The organism is Exiguobacterium sp. UBA3491 (assembly GCF_002377745.1).
Lineage (GTDB): Bacteria > Bacillota > Bacilli > Exiguobacteriales > Exiguobacteriaceae > Exiguobacterium_A.
In genome coordinates, this window is sequence record NZ_DFQK01000016.1 from 1 (window position 1) to 23,119 (window position 23,119).

The following is a 23,119-nucleotide window of genomic DNA, read 5'->3' on the forward strand; positions in this document are numbered from 1 at the left end:
TGTACTGGTGTAGAGATGTTCCGTAAGCTTCTTGACTATGCTGAAGCTGGCGACAACATCGGTGCTCTTCTCCGTGGTGTATCACGTGACGACATCGAGCGTGGACAAGTTCTCGCGAAACCAAACACAATCACACCACACAAAAAGTTCAAAGCGCAAGTTTACGTTCTTTCTAAAGAAGAGGGTGGCCGTCACACGCCATTCTTCGCGAACTACCGCCCGCAGTTCTACTTCCGTACAACTGACGTAACTGGTATGGTTCAACTTCCAGAAGGTACTGAAATGGTTATGCCTGGGGACAACATCGAAATGACTGTTGAACTCATCGCACCAATCGCTCTTGAAAAAGAAACTCGTTTCTCAATCCGTGAAGGTGGCCGTACAGTAGGCGCTGGATCAGTTACAGAAATCGTTGAGTAATTTTTAAGACAAAGGTCTTCCGTCTCCCGTGGCGGAAGACCTTTTTTCATTTCTTTGAAAACAGTCTTGCAACATGGTCTGACATCTTATATACTGAGGAAAGTGTTTGTGCGAGTGGTGAGAGACTTGAATACATATTCTATTTTATTAGTGCTTGCATTCTTGCTGGTGATTCAGTATGATAGAATATGTTGGTCACAAACACAACGCGATGAAGCGGGAGGTTATGACACACCAGGCGGCATTGCCATGGCTAGTGTGGAAATTTCCGCGGAGAATGTCTATTTACGAAATAGGCGAAAAGGAGGGAAATAACATGGCAAATGAAAAAATTCGGATCCGTTTGAAAGCATACGATCACCGCGTGCTTGATCAATCGGCTGAGAAGATTGTCGACACAGCAAAACGTTCAGGTGCTACTGTATCTGGTCCGATCCCACTCCCAACGGAGAAAGCGGTCTACACAGTACTTCGTGCCGTTCACAAGTACAAAGATGCTCGTGAGCAGTTCGAAATGCGTACACACAAACGTTTGATCGACATCGTTAACCCAACACCGAAAACTGTTGATGCGCTTATGCGTCTCGAACTTCCATCGGGCGTTGACATTGAAATCAAACTTTAATTTTTCTTCTATAGATAGTTGATACTAGCCAGAAGATCAAAATCATTCAATATTAGGAGGTGTATCTCATGGCTAAAGGAATCTTAGGAACTAAACTCGGTATGACACAAATCTTCAACGAGTCAGGCGAAGTCGTCCCTGTTACTGTCGTTTCAGTCGAAGGTAACGTTGTTCTTCAATTGAAAACAACGGAAGTTGACGGTTACGAAGCAGTCCAACTCGGCTTTGGTGATATCAAAGAAGGTCGTCAAAACAAACCGCAAAAAGGTCACGCTGCGAAAGCAAACGCGACACCTAAGCGCTTCATTAAAGAAATCCGTACATCAGTAGCAGATTTCGAAATCGGTCAAGAGATTAAAGCAGATACTTTCGCTGCAGGCGAAATGGTTGATGTAACAGGTACGTCGAAAGGTAAAGGTTTCGCTGGTGCAATCAAGCGTCACAACCAATCACGTGGTCCAATGGCTCACGGTTCGCGTTACCACCGTCGCCCAGGTTCAATGGGTCCTGTTGCTCCTAACCGTGTATTCAAAGGGAAATTGCTCCCTGGACGCATGGGTGGAGAGCAAATCACTGTTCAAAACCTTGAAATCGTAAAAGTTGATGCAGAACGCGGCTTACTCCTCGTCAAGGGTGCTATCCCAGGCGCACGTAAGAGCCAAGTTGTCATCAAAACTGCGGTTAAAGGCAACTAATCCGTTTGCAAGGAAAGGAGGAATAACGAATGCCTAAAGTAGCTTTGCTTAACCAAACAGGTACACAAGTTGGAGACATCGAGCTCGCAGATGCCGTTTTCGGAATCGAGCCAAATGAAGCAGTCGTATACGATGCAATCGTCATGCAACAAGCTTCACGTCGCCAAGGTACACATGATACAAAAGGTCGCTCGGAAGTTCGCGGTGGCGGCCGTAAACCATGGAAACAAAAAGGTACTGGTCGTGCACGCCAAGGTTCGATCCGTTCGCCACAATGGGTTGGCGGTGGAACAGTCTTCGGTCCAACACCACGTTCGTACGCTTACAAACTTCCTAAAAAGGTTCGTCGTCTCGCACTTCGTTCAGCACTTTCTTCGAAAGTCGCTAACAACGAGTTCATCGTTCTTGAAGGATTGACAATCGATGCTCCTAAAACTAAGGACATGATCGCAGTATTCGCTGCTCTTTCAATCGAACGTAAAGTTCTCGTCGTTACTGCTGATTACAACGAGTCAGTCGTTCTTTCAACACGCAACATCCCAGGTGTCACAGTCGTTGACGCTGCAGGTGTAAACGTCCTTGATCTTGTCGCTCATGACAAAGTCATCATTACGAAGGACGCTGTTGCGAGAGTAGAGGAGGTGCTTGCATAATGGCACACACACACGACATTATCAAACGTCCTGTCATTACTGAACGTTCAGTAAACCAAATGGCTGAGAAAAAGTACACATTCGAAGTAGACGTGAAGGCATCTAAGACTCAAATCAAAGATGCAGTCGAAGCGATCTTCGGAGTGAAAGTTGACAAAGTCAACACATTGATCTCAAAACCAAAAGCAAAACGCGTAGGTCGTCACGCTGGTTACACAGCACGCCGCAAAAAAGCGGTCGTCACGCTTACTGCAGATAGCAAAGAACTCGATTACCTCGGTTAATCGGAACTCTGTAGAAAAGGAGGGAACTCTCGATGGGAATTAAAAAGTTTAAACCGACCACTAACGGTCGTCGTAATATGACTGCACTCGACTTTGCTGAGATTACGGCTTCACGTCCTGAAAAATCGTTAACTGAAAAGCTTTCGAAAAAGGGCGGACGTAACAACCAAGGTCGCTTGACAGTACGTCACCAAGGTGGCGGACACAAACGTAAATATCGTATCATCGACTTCAAACGAAACAAGGATGGCATCGCTGGTCGTGTCGCTACAATTGAGTACGATCCAAACCGCTCTGCTAACATCGCATTGATCCACTACATCGATGGTGAAAAACGCTACATCCTCGCACCGAAAGGCTTGAAAGTAGACATGCAAGTCATGGCTGGACCAGAAGCTGACATTAAAGTCGGTAATGCTCTTCCACTTTCAAACATCCCAGTCGGTACGTTGATCCACAACATCGAACTTAAGCCAGGTAAAGGTGGTCAGCTCGTTCGCGCAGCTGGTACTTCAGCTCAGCTTCTCGGTAAAGATGGTAAATACGCGATCGTTCGTCTTCAATCAGGCGAAACTCGTATGATCCTTGCTACTTGCCGTGCAACAGTCGGCGCTGTCGGTAATGAAGAGCACGAGCTCGTCAATATCGGTAAAGCTGGTCGTTCACGCTGGCTCGGAAAACGTCCTACAGTTCGTGGTTCTGTCATGAACCCAGTCGATCACCCACACGGTGGTGGTGAAGGACGTGCTCCAATCGGTCGTTCGGGCCCACTTACTCCTTGGGGTAAACCAGCACTCGGATACAAAACTCGTAAGAAAAACAAAGCGAGCGATAAATATATCGTCCGTCGTTCTAAAAAATAATTACATGATTTCTGGACGGTTCGTAGGAACCGTTCCTGAATCATGCCAAAGGGAGGTACAACTATGGGTCGCAGCTTGAAAAAAGGTCCATTCGCAGATCACCATCTGCTCGCTAAGGTTGATAAAGCCAACGAAGCTGGTGACAAACATGTCATCAAAACTTGGTCACGCCGCTCGACAATCTTCCCAGAGTTCATCGGTCACACGATCGCTGTCTACGATGGTCGTAAACACGTACCGGTTTACGTGACAGAAGATATGGTCGGTCACAAACTTGGTGAATTCGCTCCAACACGTTCTTACAAAGGACATGCTGGAAACGATAAGAAAACGAAACGTTAATCTGAGGGGAGGTACTCATTATGCAATCAAAAGCATCGGCTAATATGGTTCGCATTGCTCCTCGTAAGGCACGTCTCGTAGTAGACTTAATCCGCGGGAAGCAAATCGGCGAAGCACTTTCGATTCTTGCTTACACGAACAAGGCAGCAACGCCAATCGTTGAGAAAGTATTGAAATCGGCAATCGCGAACGCTGAGCACAACTTCGACATGAACATCGAAAACCTCGTAGTCACTGAGGCTTACGTAAACGAAGGTCCAACGCTCAAACGTTTCCGCCCACGTGCAATGGGTCGCGCAAGCCGCATCAACAAACGTACGAGCCACGTTCACATCGTGGTATCTGAAAAATAAGGAGGGATTACCGTGGGTCAGAAGATTAACCCAACTGGTCTTCGCGTAGGTATCATCAAAGACTGGGAATCACGTTGGTTCGCAGATAAAGACTATGCTGATCTCCTTCATGAAGACTACGTAGTTCGTGAATATATCGAAAAACGTCTTAAAGACGCTAGTGTCTCTAAAGTAGAAATCGAGCGCGCAGCTAACCGCTTGAACATCTCACTTCACACTGCTAAGCCTGGTATGGTTATCGGTAAAGGCGGTTCTGAAATCGAAACACTTCGTAAAGACATCACTAACCTTGCAAAAGGCAAACGCGTTCACGTTAACGTCGTTGAAGTGAAAAACCCGGATGCAGTTGCTAAGCTCGTCGCTGAGAACATCGCTCGCCAACTTGAAGGTCGCGTATCGTTCCGTCGTGCTATGAAGCAATCAATCCAACGCTCAATGCGTTCTGGTATCAAAGGAATCAAGACTGAAGTTTCTGGTCGTCTTGGTGGCGCTGATATCGCTCGTTCTGAGAAGTATTCGGAAGGAACAGTCCCACTTCATACACTCCGTGCAGACATCGATTACGGTACTGCAGAAGCTGATACAACTTACGGCAAAATTGGCGTAAAAGTATGGCTCCACCACGGTGAAGTGCTTCCTACGAAAAAAGCAGCAGCAAACGAAGAATAATCCACATCCGTCTAGGGAAGGAGGCAACACAACATGTTGTTACCAAAACGTGTAAAATATCGTCGTGTTCACCGCGGCAACATGCGTGGTAAAGCGAAACGTGGTACTACAGTACACTTCGGTGAGTTCGGTATCCAAGCTCAAGAAGCTAGCTGGATCACTAGCCGTCAAATCGAATCAGCGCGTATCGCGATGACTCGTTATATGAAACGTGGTGGTAAAGTGTGGATCAAGATCTTCCCACACAAGCCATACACTAAAAAACCTCTTGAAGTCCGAATGGGTTCAGGTAAAGGTGCTCCGGAGGGCTGGGTAGCAGTCGTCAAACCGGGTAAAGTAATGTTCGAAATCGCAGGAGTATCGGAAGAGATCGCACGCGAAGCTCTCCGTCTTGCATCACACAAACTTCCAGTAAAATGTAAGTTCGTAAAACGTGAAGAAAATGGTGGTGATACGAATGAAAGCAACTGATCTCCGTCAGCAAACAACTGAAGAGCTTAACGGTAAAGTCGGTTCGTGGAAAGAAGAGTTGTTCAACCTTCGTTTCCAACTCGCGACTGGTCAGCTTGAGAACCCTGCTCGTATCCGTGAAGTGCGCAAGTCGATTGCACGCGCGAAAACCGTTCTTCGTGAACGCGAACTCGGCATCAACAACGCATAATTCACTCGGATTCTGAGAGGAGGAACACTCAATGGAACGCACTAACAACCGCAAAGTGTTAACTGGACGCGTCGTTTCTGACAAAATGGACAAAACGATCGTAGTTACAGTTGAAACAAAAGTAAAGCACAAGCTTTACGGCAAACGCGTAAACTACTCTAAAAAGTACAAAGCGCATGATGAAAACAACACAGCTAAAATCGGTGATGTTGTACGCATTCAAGAAACACGTCCATTATCTAAGGACAAACGTTTCCGTCTCGTAGAAGTCATTGAAGAAGCAGTAATCATCTAAACTCTAATTAGTTCGGGTGAATAAACATCCGGAGGGAGGTACAATCGTATGATTCAACAAGAATCTCGCTTAAAAGTAGCAGACAACTCAGGAGCTCGTGAAGTCTTGACGATCAAAGTCCTCGGTGGTTCTGGTCGTAAAACTGCTAACATCGGTGACGTTATTGTTTGTACAGTAAAACAAGCAACACCAGGTGGCGTTGTCAAAAAAGGTGAAGTTGTACGCGCAGTAGTCGTTCGTACTAAACGTGGCGTTCGTCGTAAAGACGGTTCGTACATCCGTTTTGACGAAAACGCAGCAGTCATCATCAAAGATGACAAAAGCCCACGTGGCACACGTATCTTCGGACCAGTCGCACGCGAACTTCGTGAAAAAGACTTCATGAAGATCGTCTCGTTGGCACCGGAAGTACTTTAATTCCAAAGAATTCCTACAAGGAGGTGCTCTAACGATGCATGTCAAAAAAGGTGATAAAGTTCAGGTTATGACTGGTAAAGACAAAGGCAAACAAGGCGTTGTCCTTACAGCTATGCCTAAAAAAGATCGCGTAATCGTCGAAGGCGTTAACATGATCAAAAAACACTCAAAACCTTCTCAACTCAACCCGCAAGGCGGAATTGTCGAGAAAGAAGCACCGATTCACGTATCGAACGTTATGCTCATCGACCCTAAGACAGGTAACCCAACACGCGTTGGTTTCACTGTGGTTGACGGCAAGAAAGTACGTATCGCTAAAAAATCGGGCGAAGCTTTAGATAAATAAGAAGATTTAAAGAAAGGAGGTCCACTTTCTGATGAACCGTTTAAAAGCTAAATACCAAGACGAAATCGTCAAAGTAATGATGGAGAAATTCAATTACAGTTCTGTAATGCAAGCGCCGAAAGTCGATAAAATCGTAATCAACATGGGTGTTGGTGACGCTGTTACGAACTCTAAGGCACTTGACATGGCAGTTGAAGAGCTTCAGCTCCTCACTGGTCAGAAACCACTCATCACGAAAGCTAAGAAATCAATCGCTGGTTTCAAACTTCGTGAAGGTATGCCAATCGGTGCGAAGGTTACACTTCGTGGCGAGCGCATGTACGAATTCCTCGACAAGTTGATCAACGTGTCACTTCCACGTGTACGTGACTTCCGTGGCGTATCGAAAAAATCTTTCGATGGCCGTGGTAACTACACGCTAGGCGTGAAGGAACAATTGATCTTCCCAGAGATCGACTACGATCGCGTATCGAAAGTCCGTGGTATGGACATCGTTATCGTAACTACTGCTAACACGGATGAAGAGTCACGTGAGCTTCTCACTGCACTCGGCATGCCATTCCAAAAATAAGGGAGGTCGACAACATGGCTAAGAAATCAATGATCGCACGTGAAGTAAAACGTCAAGCACTCGTTGAGCGCTACGCTGAAAAACGCGCAGAATTGAAAGCACAAGGCGACTACATCGGCTTGAGCAAACTCCCACGTAACTCTTCAGCGGTTCGTTTACACAACCGTTGTAGTATCACTGGCCGTCCACACGGTTACATTGGTAAATTCGGTATCAGCCGTATTAAGTTCCGTGATCTTGCTCATAAAGGTCAAATCCCTGGTGTTAAAAAAGCAAGCTGGTAATTCATTAAAGTTGTGAAAGGAGGTACATCGCATGGTTATGACAGATCCGATTGCAGATATGCTTACACGCATTCGTAATGCAAACATGGTTCGCCATGAGAAGTTGGAAATGCCAGCTTCTACAATCAAACGTGAAGTCGCTGAAATCCTCAAACGTGAAGGTTTCATCCGCGATGTTGAATATCTCGAGGACAGCAAACAAGGTACGCTCCGCGTATTCCTTAAATACGGCGCAAGCAACGAGCGCGTTATCACTGGACTCAAACGTATCTCGAAACCAGGTCTTCGCGTTTACGCGAAAGCTGATGAAATCCCGAAAGTACTCGGTGGTCTCGGAATCGCTATCGTTTCAACATCTAAAGGTGTAATGACTGATAAAGAAGCTCGCCAACAAAAAGTCGGCGGCGAAGTGATCGCATACATCTGGTAATACACGCATAAAAAGAACGGAGGTGTCTTAAATGTCACGTATTGGTAAAAAGCCAGTCGTCATCCCAGCAGGCGTTACAGTAACAGTTGAAAACAACACGGTTACGGTAAAAGGTCCTAAAGGGGAACTCTCACGCGAGTTCAGCCCAGCTATGGCGATCAACGTAGAAGGTAATGAATTGACTGTCACTCGTCCGAACGACGAGAAAGCAAACCGTACGATCCACGGAACGACTCGTGCGCTTATCGCGAACATGGTCGAAGGTGTAAGCAACGGTTTCGCTAAGACACTCGATATCCAAGGTGTTGGTTACCGTGCACAAAAGCAAGGTAACAAAATCGTACTCAACCTCGGTTACTCACACCCAATCGAGTACACTCCGGAACAAGGCATCGAAGTCGAAGTTCCTACGAATACGCAACTCATCGTTCGCGGAATCAGCAAAGAACGTGTTGGTCACGTCGCTGCATTGATCCGTTCGTACCGTCAACCTGAGCCGTACAAAGGTAAAGGTATTCGTTACAGTGATGAAGTCGTTCGTCGTAAAGAAGGTAAAACAGGTAAGTAATTCGCGAATGCGAATTGACCGGAAAGGAGTGGCATAAATGATCTCAAAGGCAGATAAAAACGCTACGCGTAAAAAACGTCATGGTCGTGTCCGTCGTACAATCATCGGGACTGCAACACGTCCACGTATGAACGTATTCCGTTCGAACAAGAACATTTACGTACAAGTCATTGACGATGCAACACATGCAACACTCGCATCTGCATCATCACTCGACCTTGAAAAAGGCAACACGACTGACGCTGCGGCAGCAGTTGGTAAGCTCGCAGCTGAGCGCGCTCTTGAAAAAGGTATCGAAACAGTCGTTTTCGACCGTGGAGGATATCTCTATCATGGACGTATCAAAGCTGTAGCTGAAGCAGCTCGTGAAGCTGGTCTCAAATTCTAATAGAAAAGGAGGGAACCTCTACATGCGCCAGTTAGAAATTAACATGGATCAACTCGAAGAACGCGTTGTTACCGTAAACCGCGTCGCGAAAGTAGTAAAAGGTGGCCGTCGCTTCCGTTTTGCTGCCCTCGTCGTCGTTGGTGACAAGAATGGTCACGTAGGTTTCGGTACGGGTAAAGCTCAGGAAGTGCCTGAAGCGATCCGTAAAGCAATCGAAGATGCTAAGAAAAACATGGTTAACGTTCCAATCGTTAACACAACAATTCCACACGAAGTCAACGGTGTATTCGGTGCAGGTCACGTCTTCTTGAAGCCTGCTTCTGAAGGTACTGGAGTCATCGCTGGTGGTCCAGTTCGTGCGGTTCTCGAATTAGCGGGAATCAACGACATTCTTTCAAAATCACTTGGATCAAGCACTCCAATCAACATGGTTCGTGCGACTGTCGAAGGTCTCACATCACTCAAACGTGCTGAAGAAGTTGCGAAACTCCGCGGTAAAACCGTCGAAGAACTTCGCGGTTAAGAAAGGGAGGGAAAACAGATGGCGAAACTCGCAGTTACCCTCACACGCAGCATGATCGGTCGTCCGGAGAACCAACGCGTTACTACTCGTACGCTTGGTCTCCGTAAGATGCACCAGACTGTTGTCGTACCTGACAACGCTGCTATGCGTGGGATGATTAACCACGTGTCACACTTAGTGACAGTAAAAGAAATTCAAGAGTAATAGTTCGATATAATTTTATGAGGAGGTGCCCCACTATGAAACTCCATGAATTGAAACCAGCTGCTGGTTCACGTTCAGAACGCAACCGTGTAGGTCGCGGTATGTCTTCTGGTAACGGTAAGACTTCTGGCCGTGGTCACAAAGGTCAAAAAGCTCGTTCAGGCGGTGGTGTTCGTCCAGGTTTCGAAGGTGGACAAAACCCACTTTACCGTCGTTTACCAAAACGCGGCTTCAACAACCCAACTCGTAAAGAGTTCGCGGTCATTAACCTTGACACACTCAACCGTTTTGAAGAAGGAACTGAAGTCACTCCAGAACTTCTTGTCGAGACTCGTGCAGTCAAAGGCATGAAAGACGGCGTGAAAATTCTTTCTAACGGTAAGATCGAAAAGAAACTAACAGTCAAAGCTCATAAGTTCTCCGACGCTGCGAAGCAAGCAATCGAAGCTGCCGGCGGTACGGTTGAGGTGATCTAATGTTTCAAGCGATCTCCAATATGTGGCGCGTAGCTGACATTCGTCGGCGCATTCTCTTTACCTTGGCATTGGTCATCGTGTTCCGGATCGGAGCACATATCCCGGTGCCAATGGTAAACACGGAAGTGTTCAAGATCGACCAGAATGGTATTCTTGGTTTCTTGAACTCATTCGGTGGGAATGCTTTGCAGAATTTCTCACTCTTTGCGATGGGAATCATGCCGTATATCACGGCCTCGATCGTTGTCCAACTCTTACAGATGGACGTTGTTCCAAAGTTTGCCGAATGGGCAAAACAAGGAGAGGCGGGCCGTAAGAAGTTAGCAACGGTAACGCGCTATGGAACGATCGTACTCGGCTTAGTCCAAGCGTTTGGAATCGCGCTTGGATTTAACCGTATCTACCCAGGTCTTGTCGACGAACAGTTCGGCACCTGGACATACGTTATGATTGCACTCGTATTGACAGCGGGAACAGCATTCTTGATGTTCATTGGTGAACTCATCACGGAGAAGGGCATTGGTAACGGGATATCAATGATCATCTTCGCTGGGATCGTCGCGGGCTTCCCGAATGCATTCCGCCAGATTTACGAAACGAAGCTCCAAAATGCAGGGGATGCTTTGTTTGTAAACGTGCTTTATATCGTACTCTTGCTTTTAATCATCATCGCGGTCATCGTCGGAGTCATTTATGTTCAGCAAGCTGCACGTAAGATTCCGATTCAGTACGCTAAGCGTACGGTGAACCGGACACCAGTTGGCGGTCAATCGGCACACTTACCGATCAAATTGAACGCTGCCGGTGTTATTCCAGTCATCTTCGCGGTGTCGTTCATGGTGACGCCACCAACGATTGCGAGTTTCTTTGCAAGTGCGGAAACAGCAGCGAAGATCCGTGACATCTTCGACTACACGAGTCCAATCGGTATGTCGATCTATGTGGCACTGATCATCGCGTTCTCGTACTTCTACACATTCGTTCAGGTTAATCCGGAACAAATGGCAGAGAACCTTCAAAAACAAGGCGGATACATTCCTGGTATTCGTCCTGGTAAGCAAACGGAGCAGTACATCACGAAGATTCTATACCGTTTGACATTCTTCGGTTCACTCTTCCTTGCTGTCATCGCGGTGACGCCGACATTCTTCATTAAGTTTGCTGGCTTGCCGAACTCGGTGCAGATTGGTGGAACGAGCTTGTTGATCGTCATCGGTGTAGGACTAGAGACGATGAAACAGATTGAAAGCCAATTGGTTAAACGACACTACAAAGGCTTTATCCGATAAGGCGGGAGGAAGGGGACCATCCCTTTCCTTTCTGTTGTGTCTATAGAGCTATAGAAGTGGAGGCTACCGACATGAATCTAGTATTGATGGGTTTGCCGGGTGCTGGTAAAGGAACGCAGGCTGCGAAAATCATCGAAGACTATGCGATCCCCCACATCTCGACAGGCGACATGTTCCGCGCGGCGATCAAAGATTCAACGCCACTCGGACAAGAAGCGAAATCATACATGGATAAAGGGGAACTCGTTCCGGACGAAGTCACAATCGGCATCGTACGTGAGCGTCTCGCCAAAGAAGACTGTGCAAATGGTTTTCTCCTTGACGGTTTCCCGCGCACAGTGAAACAAGCAGATGCTCTTGAAGCATTACTTGAAGATCTGGGCAAACAAATTGATCACGTCATCCACATTGGTGTAGACCCGGAGAAACTTGTCCCTCGTTTGACAGGTCGCCGGATTTGCCCAACTTGCGGAGCAACGTATCATGTTCTCTACAACCCACCAAAAGTGGAGGGAATCTGTGATATCGACGGATCAGCACTTGTACAACGTGAAGATGACCAAGAGGAGACAGTACGTCGTCGCTTGGAAGTCAACGTCGCTCAAGCGCAACCTTTGATTGACTTTTACGCAGAAAAAGGGTATCTTCGTAATTTGGACGGTGATCGTCCAATCAACGATGTATATTCCGATGTTCAGGCACTCCTTGGTGATCAGTAATGATCATCACGAAAGCGCCGCGTGAAATCGACATCATGCGTAAAGCAGGACAAATCGTCGCCCGGACGCATAAGGAGCTTCAAGCTCATATTCGCCCAGGTATCACGACGGGGCAACTCGACGCGATCGCTGAACGCTATATTCGAAGTCAAGGGGCAACACCATCGTTTAAAGGGTATAATGGTTTCACGGGTAGCATCTGTGCTTCCGTGAACGAAGAGCTTGTCCATGGTATTCCGGGAGATCGTGTACTTCAGGACGGTGACATCATCTCGATTGACATCGGAGCAGAGTACAATGGGTATCACGGAGATTCAGCCTGGACATATCCGGTAGGTACAATCTCTGAAGAGACGAAGCGGTTACTTGACGTAACTGAAGAATCTCTGTATAAAGGATTGGAGCGCGCCAAAGCTGGCGTGCACCTGACAGATATTTCGCATGCGATTCAGTCACATGTTGAAGCAGCGAATTTTTCTGTAGTCCGCGAATATGTGGGCCACGGCGTGGGACAAAATTTGCATGAAGATCCGCAAATTCCACATTATGGACCACCGGGGAAAGGGCCGCGCCTGAAAACCGGCATGACACTGGCAATTGAGCCAATGGTCAATGTCGGGAAACGCTATGTTCGCACACTATCCGACAATTGGACGGTAGTGACGGTGGACGGTAGCATGTGCGCCCACTTTGAGCACACCATCGCCATCACAGACGACGGCTACGAGATCTTAACGGTCGATGCAGAGTGAGCTGTGCGCGTTATTGGTGTCACCTTTCTATAAGCCAGTATCCACTCGTGTTTGTGACCGATGATCTCTCAATGGCTCTTGTAGAAAGCCCCTAGCGCTACAAATCGTCTGGGCTCCCAATCAACTTTATAGAGAAAGGGGTATAATTGATGGCGAAACAAGATGTAATCGAAGTGGAAGGTACGGTTATCGAGCCGCTTCCAAACGCGATGTTTAAGGTGGAGTTAGAAAACGGCCACACGGTCCTCGCGCACGTCTCAGGAAAAATTCGGATGCACTTCATTCGGATCTTGCCAGGAGATAAAGTAACGGTTGAGTTGTCACCATACGACTTGACTCGCGGACGGATCACATACCGTTTCAAATAAAAACTCCGATTTTTTCAGGAGGAGGTATTCACAATGAAAGTAAGACCTTCGGTTAAACCGATCTGTGAAAAATGTAAAGTTATCCGCCGTAAAGGCAAAGTAATGGTTATTTGCGAAAACCCTAAGCATAAACAAAAACAAGGGTAATTAAACAAGGAGGTGCACACATGGCACGTATTGCTGGTGTAGATATTCCACGTGAGAAACGCATCGTCATCTCACTCACTTACATCTATGGTGTTGGTAAAACGACTGCTCAAAAAGTCTTGAAAGAAACTGGTATCTCTGAAGATACTCGTACTCGCGACTTGACTGAGGAACAATTGAACCAACTTCGTGATGGTTTAGACAAAATCAAAGTTGAGGGTGACCTTCGTCGTGAAATCTCACTCAACATCAAACGTTTGATCGAAATCGGTTGCTACCGTGGTGTTCGTCACCGTCGTGGTCTTCCAGTTCGTGGTCAAAACACTAAAAACAACTCGCGTACTCGTAAAGGCCCACGCCGTACAGTAGCGAACAAGAAGAAGTAAGGGAGGGTAAACTAAGATGGCAAAACGCAAACAGAACGTTCGTAGTAAACGTAAAGTCAAAAAGAATATTGAATCTGGTATCGTGCATATCCGTTCAACATTCAACAACACGATCGTTACGATCACTGATATGCAAGGGAATGCAATCTCTTGGGCAACTGCAGGTAACATGGGCTTCAAAGGCTCACGTAAATCGACTCCTTTCGCTGCACAAATGGCATCTGAAACAGCTGCTAAAACAGCAATGGATAACGGTATGCGTACTGTAGAAGTTAACGTTAAAGGTCCTGGTGCAGGTCGTGAAGCAGCTATCCGTGCTCTTCAAGCAATCGGTCTCGAAGTCACTGCAATCCGTGACGTTACTCCAGTACCACACAACGGTTGCCGCCCTCCAAAACGTCGTCGCGTGTAACCCGTCTTGTACTGCAGAGCGGGGATTCGAGTAGACTTTTGTTGATCGTTTGACCAAGCAAGGCAGTAGAAACGTACACAAGGCGGTTGGCGATTGAACGCGATGGCCAACATGACGATATTCAAGGAGGGGTTCAGATGATCGAAATCGAAAAACCGAAGATTGAAACGATCGAGTTAAGCGAGAACGCTACGTTTGGTAAATTCGTAGTTGAGCCGCTTGAGCGTGGATTCGGTACAACGCTTGGTAACTCATTGCGTCGTATCCTATTGTCTTCACTTCCGGGTGCTGCAGTCACTGCTGTCCAAATCGATGGCGTTCTTCATGAGTTCTCGACGATTGATGGCGTTGTAGAAGACGTTACCCAAATCATCTTGAACCTTAAGAAACTCGCCCTCAAAGTATACTCGGAAGAAGAGAAAACGCTTGAGATCGATATTCAAGGCGCTGGTGTTGTCACTGCTGCGAACATTACGCATGACAGCGACGTCGAAATCCTCAACCCAGAACTTCACATCGCAACGCTTGCAGAAGGTGCATCACTTCATATGCGTCTTACAGCACGCCGCGGTCGTGGGTATGTTCAGGCTGAAGATAACAAACGGGACGATATGCCAATTGGTGTCATCCCAATCGACTCAATTTACACGCCAATTCAACGTGTAAATTATCAAGTTGAAAAAACACGTGTTGGTCAAGATGCGAGCTTCGATAAATTGACGCTTGATGTTTGGACGGACGGTTCAATCCGCCCTGAAGAAGCAGTGTCACTCGGTGCGAAAATCATGACAGAACACTTAAACATCTTTGTTGGTCTTACAGACGAAGCGCTCCATGCTGAAATCATGGTCGAAAAGGAAGAAGATCAAAAAGAAAAAGTACTCGAAATGACGATCGAAGAACTCGATCTCTCAGTTCGTTCGTACAACTGTTTGAAACGCGCTGGTATCAACACGGTTCAAGAACTCGCGAACAAGAGCGAAGACGAGATGATGAAAGTCCGTAACCTCGGACGTAAATCACTCGAGGAAGTTCAAGCGAAACTCGACGAACTCGGACTAGGCTTGCGCAAAGAAGACTAATACTATTAATTGCACGAAGGAGGGAATCCATCCATGGCATACTCGAAATTAGGCCGTACAAGCTCACAACGTAAGGCACTTTTGCGTGACCTTGCGACTGATCTCATCATCAATGAGCGTATCCAAACTACAGAACAAAAAGCGAAGGAACTTCGTCCAGTCGTAGAGAAACTCATCACTTTAGGTAAACGCGGTGATCTCCACGCTCGTCGTCAAGTTGCATCGTTCGTTCGCCGTGAAGCTGCTGGTCAAAACGCAGAGGGCAAAGCACAAGACGCGATCCAAAAATTATTCGCTGATGTGGCTCCACGTTTTGCTGAGCGTCAAGGTGGTTACACACGCATCATGAAAATGGGACCACGTCGTGGTGACGGCGCAGAAATGGTCATCATCGAACTCGTTTAATCCTCATTAAATGATTCGCCATAAAAGGGCAGTGCGTATCCCGCTTCTGCCCTTTTGCTACAAAATGAAAGTATTGATTTGATGAAGGAGGAGAGATCATGGACAAGCTGATTGAACTGGAACAGGTCACCTATCGGTATCCGGAACAGGAGCAAGCAGCCCTACAAGAGGTCTCTCTGACGATTCGTTCAGGTGAATGGGTCGCCATCGTTGGTCACAATGGCTCTGGAAAATCAACGCTGACGAAATTGTTTAACGGATTGTTGTTACCGGAGACAGGGACCGTTACGGTTGCTGAGCGCTTTTCAAGTGCGAATCCGGAACAACTGTGGGAGATGCGTCGAGCGATCGGTATCGTTTTCCAAAATCCAGATAATCAATTCGTTGGCACGACCGTGCGCGACGACGTGGCATTTGCTCTAGAAAACTGGGGTGTGCCACGCGAGGAAATGGTTCGTCGTATCGACGACAGTCTAGCGCGCGTTGGCCTTACGGATTTTGTTGATCGGGAACCCCATCAACTATCCGGCGGACAGAAGCAGCGTGTCGCAATCGCTTCGGCGCTTGCGATGCGCCCTGATGTTCTCGTGCTCGATGAAGCCACATCGATGCTTGATCCATTAGCACGACAAGAGGTCATGTCGACCGTTCAAGAACTCCATGCGACCCACCCAATGGCGGTCATCGCGATTACACACGAATTAGACGAAGTATTACGGGCTAGTCGTGTCATCGTCATGGATGCCGGGAAAATCGTATTAGAAGGATCCCCTCAGGAAGTCTTTCGTCATGCATCGTTCTTAGAAGACATCGGACTCGATGTTCCATTCGTTGTTCGGGTACAGGAACGTTTACGGGCGCAAGGTCTCTCACTTGAGGAGACGATACTAGATGAAAGAGAATTGGTGAACCGTTTATGCCAATCTTAATCCAGGAATTAAATTATACGTATCAACTCAATAGTCCGTTCGAACGAGTCGCGCTACGTGATGTGAATCTTGAGATTCCGTCAGGGGCGCTTGTTGCGTTTGTAGGGCATACCGGATCCGGGAAATCGACGCTCGTGCAACACATCAATGGGTTGCTCAAGCCGACAGTGGGGAAGGTACAAGTCGATGACATCATCGTCGAACCGAAGAAAAAACAGGACCTCAAGCCATTAAGACGTCGCGTCGGGCTTGTTTTTCAATATCCGGAATATCAATTGTTCGAAGAGACGGTCTTAAAAGATGTCATGTTCGGTCCGATGAACTTCGGTCATGATGCCGCGAAGGCTGAACAATTAGCGAAAGAGGCATTACGGACTGTCGGACTCGATGAAGTCTTTTGGAGTCGTTCGCCGTTTGACCTGTCTGGTGGGCAAATGAGGCGTGTTGCAATTGCCGGCGTACTCGCTAGTCAACCAGACGTGTTGATCGTCGATGAGCCGACGGCAGGACTCGATCCGCAAGGGCGCAAGCATATGCTGAGTCTGTTTGCCCGGCTCCATGCAGAGACCGGTATGACATTGCTCCTGATCACGCACGACATGGATCAGGTGCTTGAGTATGCCGAGCGTGTCATCGTCATGGAAGATGCACAGGTGGCGTTTGACGGACTACCGCTTGACCTGTTTAAAGAAGAGACATTGCTCGAGCAATTCCACCTCGATCTTCCGCACGTCTTATCGCTTGCTTGGCAAGTCGCTGATCGGCGTGGATTGCAACGACCGGATATCCGGACGGAGACCAAGTTGATCGAGTGGTTGATGACGAAAGGGGTGAGCGAATGATCGTCGGACAACATATTCCCGGTCAGTCGTACTTGCACCGGTCGTCGGCACTTGCGAAAATCATCTTTGCTTTCTGCTTCATTCCGCTCGTCTTTCTCGCGAACAATGCAGCAACGAACATCTTTTTACTCATTTTTACGTTCTTAGCACTCATGAGTAGTCGCTTACCGCTTCGTTATGTTCTAAAGGGACTGCGACCGATTCTTTTCCTGATCGTCTTTACGTTCGTCATCCAACTGTTCTTTACGCGCGAAGGGGCTGTGATTTTCGAACTCGGCTGGCTTCGGATCTACGAAGAAGGACTTCGACTCGCGATCATCGTCTCATTACGTTTCTTCTATCTCGTCTCGATCACGACACTCGTCACGCTGACGACCTCACCGATCGAACTGACGGATGCGATTGAATTGTTGTTGAAGCCGTTCAAGGTCGTTCGTGTCCCGACGCATGAGATTGCGCTCATGTTATCGATTTCGCTTCGGTTCTTACCAACCTTAGCGGAGGAGACGGAGAAAATCATGAAGGCACAGCAAGCACGTGGTGTTGATTTGTCAGCAGGACCGATCAAGGAACGTTTACGGGCGATCATTCCGTTATTGATTCCGTTGTTCATCTCCGCCTTTAAGCGGGCAGAGGATCTTGCGACAGCGATGGAAGCACGGGGGTACCGTGGAGGAGAGGGACGGACACGTCTACGGGAATCCAAGTGGACGATGCGGGATACAGGTCTGATCATCCTACTCGCCCTCCTGACGATCAGTTTAGTAGGATTGCGAGGGATCGGTTAATGCGTCGTTTAAAATGTACGATTCAATATGACGGAACCGGCTACGCCGGGTATCAGGTGCAACCAAACGGAGTGACGATTCAAGAAGTGATTGAAACGACGCTTGCGCGGATGCACAAACATCCCGTCAAGATCATCGGGTCGGGACGGACGGATGCGAGGGTGCATGCCTACGGGCAAGTCATTCATTTTGATACGGAACTAGCGATTCCCCCGGAGAACGTCGTCAAGGCACTGAATACGCTCTTACCAGCGGATATTCGTGTCCGGAGCTGCGAGGAGGTCGAACCGACCTTTGAAGCGCGTTACGATGTCGTAGGAAAGGAATACCGCTATTTCGTCCGCCGCGAAGAAAATGCGTTTCGTCGGAATCTATCGGTTCATATTCCGTATCCGCTCGATCTCGAGCGCATCCGTCAAGGGATGGCACATCTCGTCGGAACGCACGACTTCAGTTCGTTCTGTGTCGCGAAGACGGAAACGGATAACCGGGTCCGGACGATTTACGAGGCAGAGTTGATGACAGTCGGTGACGAACTCGTCTTTCGGTTCCAGGGCAGTGGGTTTCTCTATAATCAAATCCGGATCATGGTCGGGACGTTACTTGACGTCGGACGCGGTCGTTTTGCACCAGAGGACATCAAAAAAATGTTGCTGGCAAAGGACCGAAACGTCGCAGGCGTGACGGCGCCTCCTCATGGACTCTATCTATGGGAAGTTTTCTATCCGGAGTGAAAAAAGGCAATTGACATTGGCTATTAAAAAACATACAATGTTTATTGGCATTTCATTTATTATGAAACCACAATCTTAGCCCCGTACACCTAAGATTATGATAGATTCACCTAGTGAATAAATGAAAAATCAAAAACAGAACTTTTAATTCCTTAGGAGGTATTTTACATGCGCACAACTTTCATGGCGAAAGCTACTGATGTAGAACGCAAATGGCTCCTTATCGACGCTGAAGGTAAAACACTCGGTCGCCTTGCGAGCGAAGTTTCATCACTTCTCCGTGGTAAGCACAAGCCTACGTTCACACCACACGTTGACTGTGGGGATAACGTTATCCTCATCAACGTTGAGAAAATCGTTTTAACTGGTAACAAACTCGACAAAAAAGTCTACTACCGTCACTCTGGTCATCCAGGCGGCTTAAAGCAGACTGTTGCACGCGATATGCTTGCTAACAAACCTGAGCGCATGCTTGAACTCGCGATCAAAGGGATGCTTCCAAAAGGTAGCCTCGGTCGTCAAATGTTCAACAAACTCCACGTCTACGCTGGAGCTGCACACAAGCACGAAGCACAACAACCAGAAGTTTACGAACTTCGCGGTTAATACGAATTTAGGAGGAACTACACGATGGCAGATGTACGTTACTACGGCACTGGTCGCCGGAAACACGCGGCAGCGCGCGTTTTCCTCGTTGCTGGAGACGGTAAAGTCACAGTTAACGGTCGCGATATCAGCGAATACTTCGGTTATGAGACATTGATCATGACTGCAAAAGAACCACTCGTAATCACAGAAACAGAAGGCAAGTACGATGTAATCGTAACGGTCAAAGGCGGCGGCTTCACTGGTCAAGCAGGCGCTATCCGTCACGGTATCTCACGTGCTCTTCTTCAAGCGGATCCAGAATTCCGCGGCGCACTCAAAGCGAAAGGCTTCTTGACTCGTGATGCTCGTATGAAAGAGCGTAAAAAATACGGTCTTAAAGCAGCTCGTCGTGCACCACAATTCTCGAAACGTTAATTCTTTTCGAATCCCTCTCACCCTTGTGGTGGGAGGTTTTTTTGTGCACTAAAAAACCGCTCTCCTGACGAAGTGTCAGAACAGCGATTCAAGTCAAGACGACGGAGTGGAGCGTAATCGGTGCAATGCCGTCAGAAGAAGATAGAGGATGACGATCGTCAGCGGGATGCTCCAAACAAAGACAGATTGTATGAATTGGATAGGTGTATGTGCCGTCGTTTGACCAACATGTCCCGTAAAAGAGGTTTCTTCACTTAAGACGGTTGCATTGTCCGGTAACTCCGTCTTGGTAGCGACAGTCGGTTGCAGCGTCAGATACAGGATGAAGCCAAGGTGTAAAAGACAGGTGACGCTAAGTGTCCAAATGATGCGTTTTTTCATAGGATGCTCCTTTTGATATGATGCTCCTTTTGATATGAGTTAAAATCATTCTGCATTCCATAAGTATAGCGGATTTTGTTTTCGGGAACAGGAGACAAAGGGGAGTGAGCATAGATGGCATTATCGATCAGCTGGTTACTCGAGCGAGCGAATCGGAAGTTGAATGCGTCGGGACTGTCACGAGAAGTCGCTAAACGGACGCAAGAGGTCATCCGGGAGATGCATGCGCAAGAAATTTATGTCGGTGTCGCCCAAGGATACCGATCGATCGCGGAACAGAATCGATTGTACGCACAGGGACGGACACTACCGGGACCGATCGTGACGAATGCACGCGGGGGACAATCGAATCATAACCGTGGAATTGCCGTCGACCTCTTTCAATATTCAAAAGACGGTACACAATCGCTATTTCAAAATGACCAAAGCTTTCAAAAGATTGTTGCTGCGATGAAACGACGTGGCTTTTCTTGGGGTGGGGACTGGACGAGCTTTAAGGATTATCCGCACTTTGAATTACTAGGAGTGTCTGAAGAAACGACGAATCGCTCTCGTGCGATCGTTCCGTATCCAGGTCGTCCGTTGTATCAAGGGGCAGCCAATATGAATCCACGGGATATCGAACGAATTCAGCGTGCAGTCAAAGCAACCGTGACTCGGCGCTTTGATGCAGAGACGGTTCAGAAGGTGCGTGCCTATCAAACACGTCAAGGACTTAATGTCGATGGTGTCGTGGGTCCTCGTACATGGAACCGAATGTTCTAAAACGAGCGGATGATCGAGCAAAACGATGAAAACCGACATCGGACATGGAAAAGTCATCCTTTCCGGTGTCGAAATGTGCAAGCGCTCTCTTATTTTTGTTATACTGATAAGGATTAAATCGAACGTTTTCAGGGGGAAGGCACTATGTTGAATGAACAAGAAATTCGCGAGGTAGTCGGAACGCTCGTCGATCCGACGATTGACCGCCCGCTTGCAGATACGAACGGCATTCGTGACGTCCGGATTAAAGGTGATTATGTCAGTTTGAAAATCGCTTTAGCACAATCCGGTTCTGGGGAGCAACTTGTGCTCCAACAGCAAATCGTCAAGGAACTGAAAGAAAAAGGATTCAAGACGGTGGGACTTCGTTTTGAGGCACTCGGTGATCACGGGATTCAAGCAGCGACGACACCGTCGATCCTTAAACCAGAATCCGGTACGACGTTCATCGCGATCGCTTCCGGTAAAGGGGGCGTCGGGAAATCGACGGTTTCCGTTAACTTAGCAGTCGCCCTCGCGCGAGCAGGTAAGAAGGTCGGTTTGATCGACGCCGATATCTACGGCTTTAGTGTTCCAGACATGATGGGAATCGAAACACGTCCGACTGTCGTGAACGACCGAATCGTTCCACCAGAACGCTTTGGCGTCAAGGTCATCTCAATGGGCTTCTTCGTCGAAGATAATGCACCAGTCATCTGGCGGGGACCAATGCTCGGGAAGATGCTCAACAACTTCTTCGCGGACGTCGAATGGGGCGATCTCGATTACTTGTTGCTTGATCTTCCACCGGGGACAGGAGATGTCGCGCTCGATATTCATTCGATGCTCCCGAGCTGTCAGGAAGTCATCGTCACGACACCTCACGCAACAGCCGCTTTCGTTGCAGCACGAGCAGGGGCGATGGCGATCAAAACGAACCATCGTCTCCTCGGAATCGTCGAGAACATGGCGTACTTTGAAAGCAAAGTGACAGGCGAAAAAGAATATGTCTTCGGTAGTGGTGGCGGAGAGAGGTTGTCAGAAGCGTTAAAAACCGATATTCTAGCTAAGATTCCACTTGGACAACCATATGCGAATGATGCGGACTTCGCTCCATCCATTTATCGCGATGATCATCCATTTGAGACATACTATAATGAACTCGCCACGCGTGTCATCGAAAAAGTAGAGGGATAAGAATGAAGATTAAAGGATTTTTGAAGCTGTTTTGGATGACGCTCCTAATCGGAACGCTCGCCGGCTTCGTGTTTAACTTGGTAGCAGAACCTGGATATATCCGGAATCAATCGATTAGCGGATATGTGACGGCTCTCTCCTACAGTAGTACGTGGACAGCCATCAGTTTGATGGGATTCTTCTCGTACTTGATCTTACATCGCGTCGGACTTGATCTGTTCCGCGGCGCAAAGCTTTGGAACCGTGTCCAGATCGTCTTGATCGCATTTGCGCTATTTGATGGCGTTTATCTACGTGGACTAGCATACGGTTTTGATAAGACAAGTCTCTATATTGGTGAGATGGTCGTCTTGCTTTTAATTGCATTCTTAGTCGCGCGGACGAAAGCACGGGAAACGAACTTTACAGCGTTCATTCCGACATTGTTCCTCATGACAGTCATCACGTTGATCGAATGGGTACCTGCTTTGCAGGCAACACAAGATAAGCGGATGTTATGGGCGGCGCTTGCGACACTTTTAATCTGTAATGCGTATCAGATTCTAATGCTGCATCGCTTGCAAGAAAAGCCCGCTTCTCAAGGACAATCTCAAAAACAGGCGTAACGAAAAAGACCCGCGAACGGGTAGTGTTTTACCGGTTCAAGCGGGTCTATCTTTTTTCTAAAGTTTTTTTAGAAAAACAGTTGACGAAAAAAACAAGAGTTGATATATTAATACATGTCGCTGAGGCACACGCCAAACGCGAGCGTCACAGACGAGAAAAACTTCAAAAAAGTAATTGACATCACATATTACTTTACTGTAAGATTTAAAAGTCGTCAAATGACATATTGGACTTTGAAAACTGAACGA

The 23,119-nt window shown here is 47.5% G+C and carries 41 protein-coding genes; 40 read left to right on the plus strand and 1 reads right to left on the minus strand.

Translation table 11 applies throughout. The annotated features are described in order from the left end of the window. The 37 genes from B4F99_RS05600 to rpsI form a co-directional block, all read left to right on the plus strand. A partial coding sequence (locus tag B4F99_RS05600) for an EF-Tu/IF-2/RF-3 family GTPase (protein WP_349677544.1) occupies positions 1-420 on the plus strand: 420 nt, incomplete at its 5' end. 316 nt (positions 421-736) lie between these two features. Then, on the plus strand, positions 737-1,045 hold the full coding sequence (rpsJ, locus tag B4F99_RS05605; RefSeq protein ID WP_029343090.1) for a 30S ribosomal protein S10: 309 nt from the start codon (positions 737-739) through the stop codon (positions 1,043-1,045). A gap of 68 nt (positions 1,046-1,113) precedes the next feature. Continuing rightward, on the plus strand, positions 1,114-1,740 hold the full coding sequence (gene rplC, locus B4F99_RS05610; protein ID WP_023466629.1) for a 50S ribosomal protein L3: 627 nt from the start codon (positions 1,114-1,116) through the stop codon (positions 1,738-1,740). Between the two features lie 29 nt (positions 1,741-1,769). Further along, positions 1,770-2,393: a 50S ribosomal protein L4 gene (gene rplD / locus B4F99_RS05615; protein ID WP_023466630.1), complete on the plus strand. Its 624-nt coding sequence runs from the start codon at positions 1,770-1,772 to the stop codon at positions 2,391-2,393. Continuing rightward, positions 2,393-2,677, plus strand: coding sequence for a 50S ribosomal protein L23 (gene rplW / locus B4F99_RS05620; RefSeq protein ID WP_023466631.1), 285 nt, complete (start codon positions 2,393-2,395; stop codon positions 2,675-2,677). The genes rplD and rplW overlap by 1 nt, the downstream gene beginning before the upstream one ends. Positions 2,678-2,709: 32 nt before the next feature. Then, a complete protein-coding gene (gene rplB, locus B4F99_RS05625) occupies positions 2,710-3,540 on the plus strand; it encodes a 50S ribosomal protein L2 (RefSeq protein WP_023466632.1) in 831 nt (276 codons plus the stop codon). Positions 3,541-3,603: 63 nt separating this feature from the next. Next, positions 3,604-3,882, plus strand: a complete 279-nt coding sequence (rpsS, locus tag B4F99_RS05630; RefSeq protein ID WP_012369013.1) for a 30S ribosomal protein S19 — start codon at positions 3,604-3,606, stop codon at positions 3,880-3,882. A gap of 20 nt (positions 3,883-3,902) precedes the next feature. Then, positions 3,903-4,235 carry a 50S ribosomal protein L22 gene (gene rplV / locus B4F99_RS05635; protein ID WP_012369014.1) on the plus strand — a complete coding sequence of 111 codons (333 nt, stop codon included), beginning with the start codon at positions 3,903-3,905 and terminating at the stop codon, positions 4,233-4,235. Between the two features lie 12 nt (positions 4,236-4,247). After that, on the plus strand, positions 4,248-4,904 hold the full coding sequence (gene rpsC, locus B4F99_RS05640; RefSeq protein ID WP_023466633.1) for a 30S ribosomal protein S3: 657 nt from the start codon (positions 4,248-4,250) through the stop codon (positions 4,902-4,904). A gap of 33 nt (positions 4,905-4,937) precedes the next feature. Continuing rightward, on the plus strand, positions 4,938-5,375 hold the full coding sequence (rplP, locus tag B4F99_RS05645) for a 50S ribosomal protein L16 (RefSeq protein ID WP_012369016.1): 438 nt from the start codon (positions 4,938-4,940) through the stop codon (positions 5,373-5,375). Continuing rightward, positions 5,362-5,565, plus strand: a complete 204-nt coding sequence (gene rpmC, locus B4F99_RS05650) for a 50S ribosomal protein L29 (protein ID WP_012369017.1) — start codon at positions 5,362-5,364, stop codon at positions 5,563-5,565. Before rplP ends, rpmC begins: the two co-directional genes overlap by 14 nt. A 31-nt stretch (positions 5,566-5,596) precedes the next feature. Next, on the plus strand, positions 5,597-5,860 hold the full coding sequence (gene rpsQ / locus B4F99_RS05655; RefSeq protein ID WP_023466634.1) for a 30S ribosomal protein S17: 264 nt from the start codon (positions 5,597-5,599) through the stop codon (positions 5,858-5,860). Between the two features lie 48 nt (positions 5,861-5,908). Continuing rightward, positions 5,909-6,277: a 50S ribosomal protein L14 gene (rplN, locus tag B4F99_RS05660; RefSeq protein WP_012369019.1), complete on the plus strand. Its 369-nt coding sequence runs from the start codon at positions 5,909-5,911 to the stop codon at positions 6,275-6,277. A 34-nt stretch (positions 6,278-6,311) separates the two neighbouring features. Further along, positions 6,312-6,623 carry a 50S ribosomal protein L24 gene (gene rplX / locus B4F99_RS05665; protein ID WP_012369020.1) on the plus strand — a complete coding sequence of 104 codons (312 nt, stop codon included), beginning with the start codon at positions 6,312-6,314 and terminating at the stop codon, positions 6,621-6,623. Positions 6,624-6,654: 31 nt separating this feature from the next. Further along, positions 6,655-7,194 (plus strand): 50S ribosomal protein L5, encoded by a 540-nt coding sequence (rplE, locus tag B4F99_RS05670; RefSeq protein WP_023466635.1) that lies wholly within the window; start codon positions 6,655-6,657, stop codon positions 7,192-7,194. Positions 7,195-7,208: 14 nt separating this feature from the next. Then, positions 7,209-7,478 (plus strand): 30S ribosomal protein S14, encoded by a 270-nt coding sequence (gene rpsN / locus B4F99_RS05675; protein WP_023466636.1) that lies wholly within the window; start codon positions 7,209-7,211, stop codon positions 7,476-7,478. A gap of 31 nt (positions 7,479-7,509) precedes the next feature. After that, on the plus strand, positions 7,510-7,908 hold the full coding sequence (gene rpsH / locus B4F99_RS05680; RefSeq protein WP_012369023.1) for a 30S ribosomal protein S8: 399 nt from the start codon (positions 7,510-7,512) through the stop codon (positions 7,906-7,908). A gap of 31 nt (positions 7,909-7,939) precedes the next feature. Continuing rightward, positions 7,940-8,476 (plus strand): 50S ribosomal protein L6, encoded by a 537-nt coding sequence (gene rplF / locus B4F99_RS05685; protein WP_058705173.1) that lies wholly within the window; start codon positions 7,940-7,942, stop codon positions 8,474-8,476. A 37-nt stretch (positions 8,477-8,513) separates the two neighbouring features. After that, positions 8,514-8,864: a 50S ribosomal protein L18 gene (gene rplR / locus B4F99_RS05690; protein ID WP_023466638.1), complete on the plus strand. Its 351-nt coding sequence runs from the start codon at positions 8,514-8,516 to the stop codon at positions 8,862-8,864. Between the two features lie 22 nt (positions 8,865-8,886). Continuing rightward, complete coding sequence (gene rpsE / locus B4F99_RS05695; RefSeq protein WP_023466639.1) at positions 8,887-9,387, plus strand: 30S ribosomal protein S5; 501 nt, start codon at positions 8,887-8,889, stop codon at positions 9,385-9,387. An 18-nt stretch (positions 9,388-9,405) separates the two neighbouring features. After that, positions 9,406-9,591 (plus strand): 50S ribosomal protein L30, encoded by a 186-nt coding sequence (gene rpmD, locus B4F99_RS05700; protein ID WP_023466640.1) that lies wholly within the window; start codon positions 9,406-9,408, stop codon positions 9,589-9,591. A 35-nt stretch (positions 9,592-9,626) separates the two neighbouring features. Then, positions 9,627-10,067, plus strand: coding sequence for a 50S ribosomal protein L15 (gene rplO / locus B4F99_RS05705; RefSeq protein WP_035399353.1), 441 nt, complete (start codon positions 9,627-9,629; stop codon positions 10,065-10,067). Then, positions 10,067-11,356, plus strand: coding sequence for a preprotein translocase subunit SecY (gene secY, locus B4F99_RS05710; protein WP_214856817.1), 1,290 nt, complete (start codon positions 10,067-10,069; stop codon positions 11,354-11,356). Before rplO ends, secY begins: the two co-directional genes overlap by 1 nt. Positions 11,357-11,427: 71 nt before the next feature. Continuing rightward, entirely contained in the window at positions 11,428-12,075 is a 648-nt protein-coding gene (locus B4F99_RS05715; RefSeq protein WP_023466643.1) for an adenylate kinase, read from the plus strand. Then, positions 12,075-12,827 carry a type I methionyl aminopeptidase gene (map, locus tag B4F99_RS05720; protein ID WP_023466644.1) on the plus strand — a complete coding sequence of 251 codons (753 nt, stop codon included), beginning with the start codon at positions 12,075-12,077 and terminating at the stop codon, positions 12,825-12,827. Before B4F99_RS05715 ends, map begins: the two co-directional genes overlap by 1 nt. A 149-nt stretch (positions 12,828-12,976) precedes the next feature. Then, positions 12,977-13,195 carry a translation initiation factor IF-1 gene (gene infA, locus B4F99_RS05725; protein ID WP_012369032.1) on the plus strand — a complete coding sequence of 73 codons (219 nt, stop codon included), beginning with the start codon at positions 12,977-12,979 and terminating at the stop codon, positions 13,193-13,195. Between the two features lie 33 nt (positions 13,196-13,228). Beyond that, positions 13,229-13,342, plus strand: a complete 114-nt coding sequence (gene rpmJ, locus B4F99_RS05730; RefSeq protein ID WP_003156543.1) for a 50S ribosomal protein L36 — start codon at positions 13,229-13,231, stop codon at positions 13,340-13,342. A 20-nt stretch (positions 13,343-13,362) separates the two neighbouring features. After that, positions 13,363-13,728, plus strand: a complete 366-nt coding sequence (gene rpsM, locus B4F99_RS05735) for a 30S ribosomal protein S13 (protein WP_023466646.1) — start codon at positions 13,363-13,365, stop codon at positions 13,726-13,728. 16 nt (positions 13,729-13,744) lie between these two features. After that, on the plus strand, positions 13,745-14,140 hold the full coding sequence (gene rpsK, locus B4F99_RS05740; RefSeq protein ID WP_023466647.1) for a 30S ribosomal protein S11: 396 nt from the start codon (positions 13,745-13,747) through the stop codon (positions 14,138-14,140). 137 nt (positions 14,141-14,277) lie between these two features. Further along, positions 14,278-15,222 (plus strand): DNA-directed RNA polymerase subunit alpha, encoded by a 945-nt coding sequence (locus B4F99_RS05745; RefSeq protein ID WP_023466648.1) that lies wholly within the window; start codon positions 14,278-14,280, stop codon positions 15,220-15,222. A 33-nt stretch (positions 15,223-15,255) separates the two neighbouring features. After that, positions 15,256-15,627, plus strand: a complete 372-nt coding sequence (gene rplQ, locus B4F99_RS05750) for a 50S ribosomal protein L17 (RefSeq protein ID WP_023466649.1) — start codon at positions 15,256-15,258, stop codon at positions 15,625-15,627. A 98-nt stretch (positions 15,628-15,725) separates the two neighbouring features. Next, positions 15,726-16,556, plus strand: a complete 831-nt coding sequence (locus B4F99_RS05755; RefSeq protein WP_023466650.1) for an energy-coupling factor ABC transporter ATP-binding protein — start codon at positions 15,726-15,728, stop codon at positions 16,554-16,556. Next, positions 16,544-17,398 (plus strand): energy-coupling factor transporter ATPase, encoded by an 855-nt coding sequence (locus tag B4F99_RS05760; protein WP_290755936.1) that lies wholly within the window; start codon positions 16,544-16,546, stop codon positions 17,396-17,398. The genes B4F99_RS05755 and B4F99_RS05760 overlap by 13 nt, the downstream gene beginning before the upstream one ends. After that, positions 17,395-18,186: an energy-coupling factor transporter transmembrane component T family protein gene (locus tag B4F99_RS05765; protein WP_290755938.1), complete on the plus strand. Its 792-nt coding sequence runs from the start codon at positions 17,395-17,397 to the stop codon at positions 18,184-18,186. Before B4F99_RS05760 ends, B4F99_RS05765 begins: the two co-directional genes overlap by 4 nt. Then, positions 18,186-18,920 (plus strand): tRNA pseudouridine(38-40) synthase TruA, encoded by a 735-nt coding sequence (truA, locus tag B4F99_RS05770; protein WP_214856820.1) that lies wholly within the window; start codon positions 18,186-18,188, stop codon positions 18,918-18,920. The genes B4F99_RS05765 and truA overlap by 1 nt, the downstream gene beginning before the upstream one ends. A gap of 168 nt (positions 18,921-19,088) precedes the next feature. Then, complete coding sequence (gene rplM / locus B4F99_RS05775) at positions 19,089-19,526, plus strand: 50S ribosomal protein L13 (RefSeq protein ID WP_023466654.1); 438 nt, start codon at positions 19,089-19,091, stop codon at positions 19,524-19,526. A 24-nt stretch (positions 19,527-19,550) separates the two neighbouring features. Next, positions 19,551-19,943, plus strand: coding sequence for a 30S ribosomal protein S9 (gene rpsI / locus B4F99_RS05780; protein ID WP_023466655.1), 393 nt, complete (start codon positions 19,551-19,553; stop codon positions 19,941-19,943). 93 nt (positions 19,944-20,036) lie between these two features. Here rpsI and B4F99_RS05785 read toward each other — a convergent pair whose 3' ends face one another. Beyond that, a complete protein-coding gene (locus B4F99_RS05785; RefSeq protein WP_214856821.1) occupies positions 20,037-20,324 on the minus strand; it encodes a hypothetical protein in 288 nt (95 codons plus the stop codon). Positions 20,325-20,438: 114 nt separating this feature from the next. Between B4F99_RS05785 and B4F99_RS05790 the strand changes: the two genes are divergently transcribed. The 3 genes from B4F99_RS05790 to B4F99_RS05800 all read left to right on the plus strand — a co-directional run bounded on the left by B4F99_RS05790 (position 20,439) and on the right by B4F99_RS05800 (position 22,870). Beyond that, positions 20,439-21,089 (plus strand): M15 family metallopeptidase, encoded by a 651-nt coding sequence (locus tag B4F99_RS05790; protein WP_290755942.1) that lies wholly within the window; start codon positions 20,439-20,441, stop codon positions 21,087-21,089. 144 nt (positions 21,090-21,233) lie between these two features. Further along, entirely contained in the window at positions 21,234-22,265 is a 1,032-nt protein-coding gene (locus tag B4F99_RS05795) for an Mrp/NBP35 family ATP-binding protein (RefSeq protein ID WP_035413182.1), read from the plus strand. A gap of 2 nt (positions 22,266-22,267) precedes the next feature. Continuing rightward, complete coding sequence (locus B4F99_RS05800; protein WP_023466658.1) at positions 22,268-22,870, plus strand: KinB-signaling pathway activation protein; 603 nt, start codon at positions 22,268-22,270, stop codon at positions 22,868-22,870. The last annotated feature ends 249 nt before the right edge of the window (positions 22,871-23,119 follow it).

Excerpts from the sequence above, each read along its gene's own strand:
- rpsI (WP_023466655.1), top strand. The coding sequence starts at position 19,551 with ATGGCAGATGTACGTTACTACGGCACTGGTCGCCGGAAACACGCGGCA.
- B4F99_RS05745 (WP_023466648.1), top strand. The coding sequence starts at position 14,278 with ATGATCGAAATCGAAAAACCGAAGATTGAAACGATCGAGTTAAGCGAG.
- rpsN (WP_023466636.1), top strand. The coding sequence starts at position 7,209 with ATGGCTAAGAAATCAATGATCGCACGTGAAGTAAAACGTCAAGCACTC.
- B4F99_RS05800 (WP_023466658.1), top strand. The coding sequence starts at position 22,268 with ATGAAGATTAAAGGATTTTTGAAGCTGTTTTGGATGACGCTCCTAATC.
- B4F99_RS05755 (WP_023466650.1), top strand. The coding sequence starts at position 15,726 with ATGGACAAGCTGATTGAACTGGAACAGGTCACCTATCGGTATCCGGAA.
- rpmD (WP_023466640.1), top strand. The coding sequence starts at position 9,406 with ATGGCGAAACTCGCAGTTACCCTCACACGCAGCATGATCGGTCGTCCG.
- rplR (WP_023466638.1), top strand. The coding sequence starts at position 8,514 with ATGATCTCAAAGGCAGATAAAAACGCTACGCGTAAAAAACGTCATGGT.
- rplM (WP_023466654.1), top strand. The coding sequence starts at position 19,089 with ATGCGCACAACTTTCATGGCGAAAGCTACTGATGTAGAACGCAAATGG.
- B4F99_RS05760 (WP_290755936.1), top strand. The coding sequence starts at position 16,544 with ATGCCAATCTTAATCCAGGAATTAAATTATACGTATCAACTCAATAGT.
- rpsE (WP_023466639.1), top strand. The coding sequence starts at position 8,887 with ATGCGCCAGTTAGAAATTAACATGGATCAACTCGAAGAACGCGTTGTT.
- rplQ (WP_023466649.1), top strand. The coding sequence starts at position 15,256 with ATGGCATACTCGAAATTAGGCCGTACAAGCTCACAACGTAAGGCACTT.
- B4F99_RS05765 (WP_290755938.1), top strand. The coding sequence starts at position 17,395 with ATGATCGTCGGACAACATATTCCCGGTCAGTCGTACTTGCACCGGTCG.
- B4F99_RS05795 (WP_035413182.1), top strand. The coding sequence starts at position 21,234 with ATGTTGAATGAACAAGAAATTCGCGAGGTAGTCGGAACGCTCGTCGAT.
- rpsH (WP_012369023.1), top strand. The coding sequence starts at position 7,510 with ATGGTTATGACAGATCCGATTGCAGATATGCTTACACGCATTCGTAAT.
- B4F99_RS05790 (WP_290755942.1), top strand. The coding sequence starts at position 20,439 with ATGGCATTATCGATCAGCTGGTTACTCGAGCGAGCGAATCGGAAGTTG.
- rplV (WP_012369014.1), top strand. The coding sequence starts at position 3,903 with ATGCAATCAAAAGCATCGGCTAATATGGTTCGCATTGCTCCTCGTAAG.
- rpmC (WP_012369017.1), top strand. The coding sequence starts at position 5,362 with ATGAAAGCAACTGATCTCCGTCAGCAAACAACTGAAGAGCTTAACGGT.
- rpmJ (WP_003156543.1), top strand. The coding sequence starts at position 13,229 with ATGAAAGTAAGACCTTCGGTTAAACCGATCTGTGAAAAATGTAAAGTT.
- rpsS (WP_012369013.1), top strand. The coding sequence starts at position 3,604 with ATGGGTCGCAGCTTGAAAAAAGGTCCATTCGCAGATCACCATCTGCTC.
- secY (WP_214856817.1), top strand. The coding sequence starts at position 10,067 with ATGTTTCAAGCGATCTCCAATATGTGGCGCGTAGCTGACATTCGTCGG.
- truA (WP_214856820.1), top strand. The coding sequence starts at position 18,186 with ATGCGTCGTTTAAAATGTACGATTCAATATGACGGAACCGGCTACGCC.
- rpsJ (WP_029343090.1), top strand. The coding sequence starts at position 737 with ATGGCAAATGAAAAAATTCGGATCCGTTTGAAAGCATACGATCACCGC.
- rplN (WP_012369019.1), top strand. The coding sequence starts at position 5,909 with ATGATTCAACAAGAATCTCGCTTAAAAGTAGCAGACAACTCAGGAGCT.
- rplP (WP_012369016.1), top strand. The coding sequence starts at position 4,938 with ATGTTGTTACCAAAACGTGTAAAATATCGTCGTGTTCACCGCGGCAAC.
- B4F99_RS05715 (WP_023466643.1), top strand. The coding sequence starts at position 11,428 with ATGAATCTAGTATTGATGGGTTTGCCGGGTGCTGGTAAAGGAACGCAG.
- rplD (WP_023466630.1), top strand. The coding sequence starts at position 1,770 with ATGCCTAAAGTAGCTTTGCTTAACCAAACAGGTACACAAGTTGGAGAC.
- B4F99_RS05785 (WP_214856821.1), bottom strand. The coding sequence starts at position 20,324 with ATGAAAAAACGCATCATTTGGACACTTAGCGTCACCTGTCTTTTACAC.
- rplW (WP_023466631.1), top strand. The coding sequence starts at position 2,393 with ATGGCACACACACACGACATTATCAAACGTCCTGTCATTACTGAACGT.
- rplO (WP_035399353.1), top strand. The coding sequence starts at position 9,627 with ATGAAACTCCATGAATTGAAACCAGCTGCTGGTTCACGTTCAGAACGC.
- rpsK (WP_023466647.1), top strand. The coding sequence starts at position 13,745 with ATGGCAAAACGCAAACAGAACGTTCGTAGTAAACGTAAAGTCAAAAAG.
- rplB (WP_023466632.1), top strand. The coding sequence starts at position 2,710 with ATGGGAATTAAAAAGTTTAAACCGACCACTAACGGTCGTCGTAATATG.
- rpsM (WP_023466646.1), top strand. The coding sequence starts at position 13,363 with ATGGCACGTATTGCTGGTGTAGATATTCCACGTGAGAAACGCATCGTC.
- rplE (WP_023466635.1), top strand. The coding sequence starts at position 6,655 with ATGAACCGTTTAAAAGCTAAATACCAAGACGAAATCGTCAAAGTAATG.
- rplX (WP_012369020.1), top strand. The coding sequence starts at position 6,312 with ATGCATGTCAAAAAAGGTGATAAAGTTCAGGTTATGACTGGTAAAGAC.
- rplF (WP_058705173.1), top strand. The coding sequence starts at position 7,940 with ATGTCACGTATTGGTAAAAAGCCAGTCGTCATCCCAGCAGGCGTTACA.
- rpsQ (WP_023466634.1), top strand. The coding sequence starts at position 5,597 with ATGGAACGCACTAACAACCGCAAAGTGTTAACTGGACGCGTCGTTTCT.
- infA (WP_012369032.1), top strand. The coding sequence starts at position 12,977 with ATGGCGAAACAAGATGTAATCGAAGTGGAAGGTACGGTTATCGAGCCG.
- map (WP_023466644.1), top strand. The coding sequence starts at position 12,075 with ATGATCATCACGAAAGCGCCGCGTGAAATCGACATCATGCGTAAAGCA.
- rplC (WP_023466629.1), top strand. The coding sequence starts at position 1,114 with ATGGCTAAAGGAATCTTAGGAACTAAACTCGGTATGACACAAATCTTC.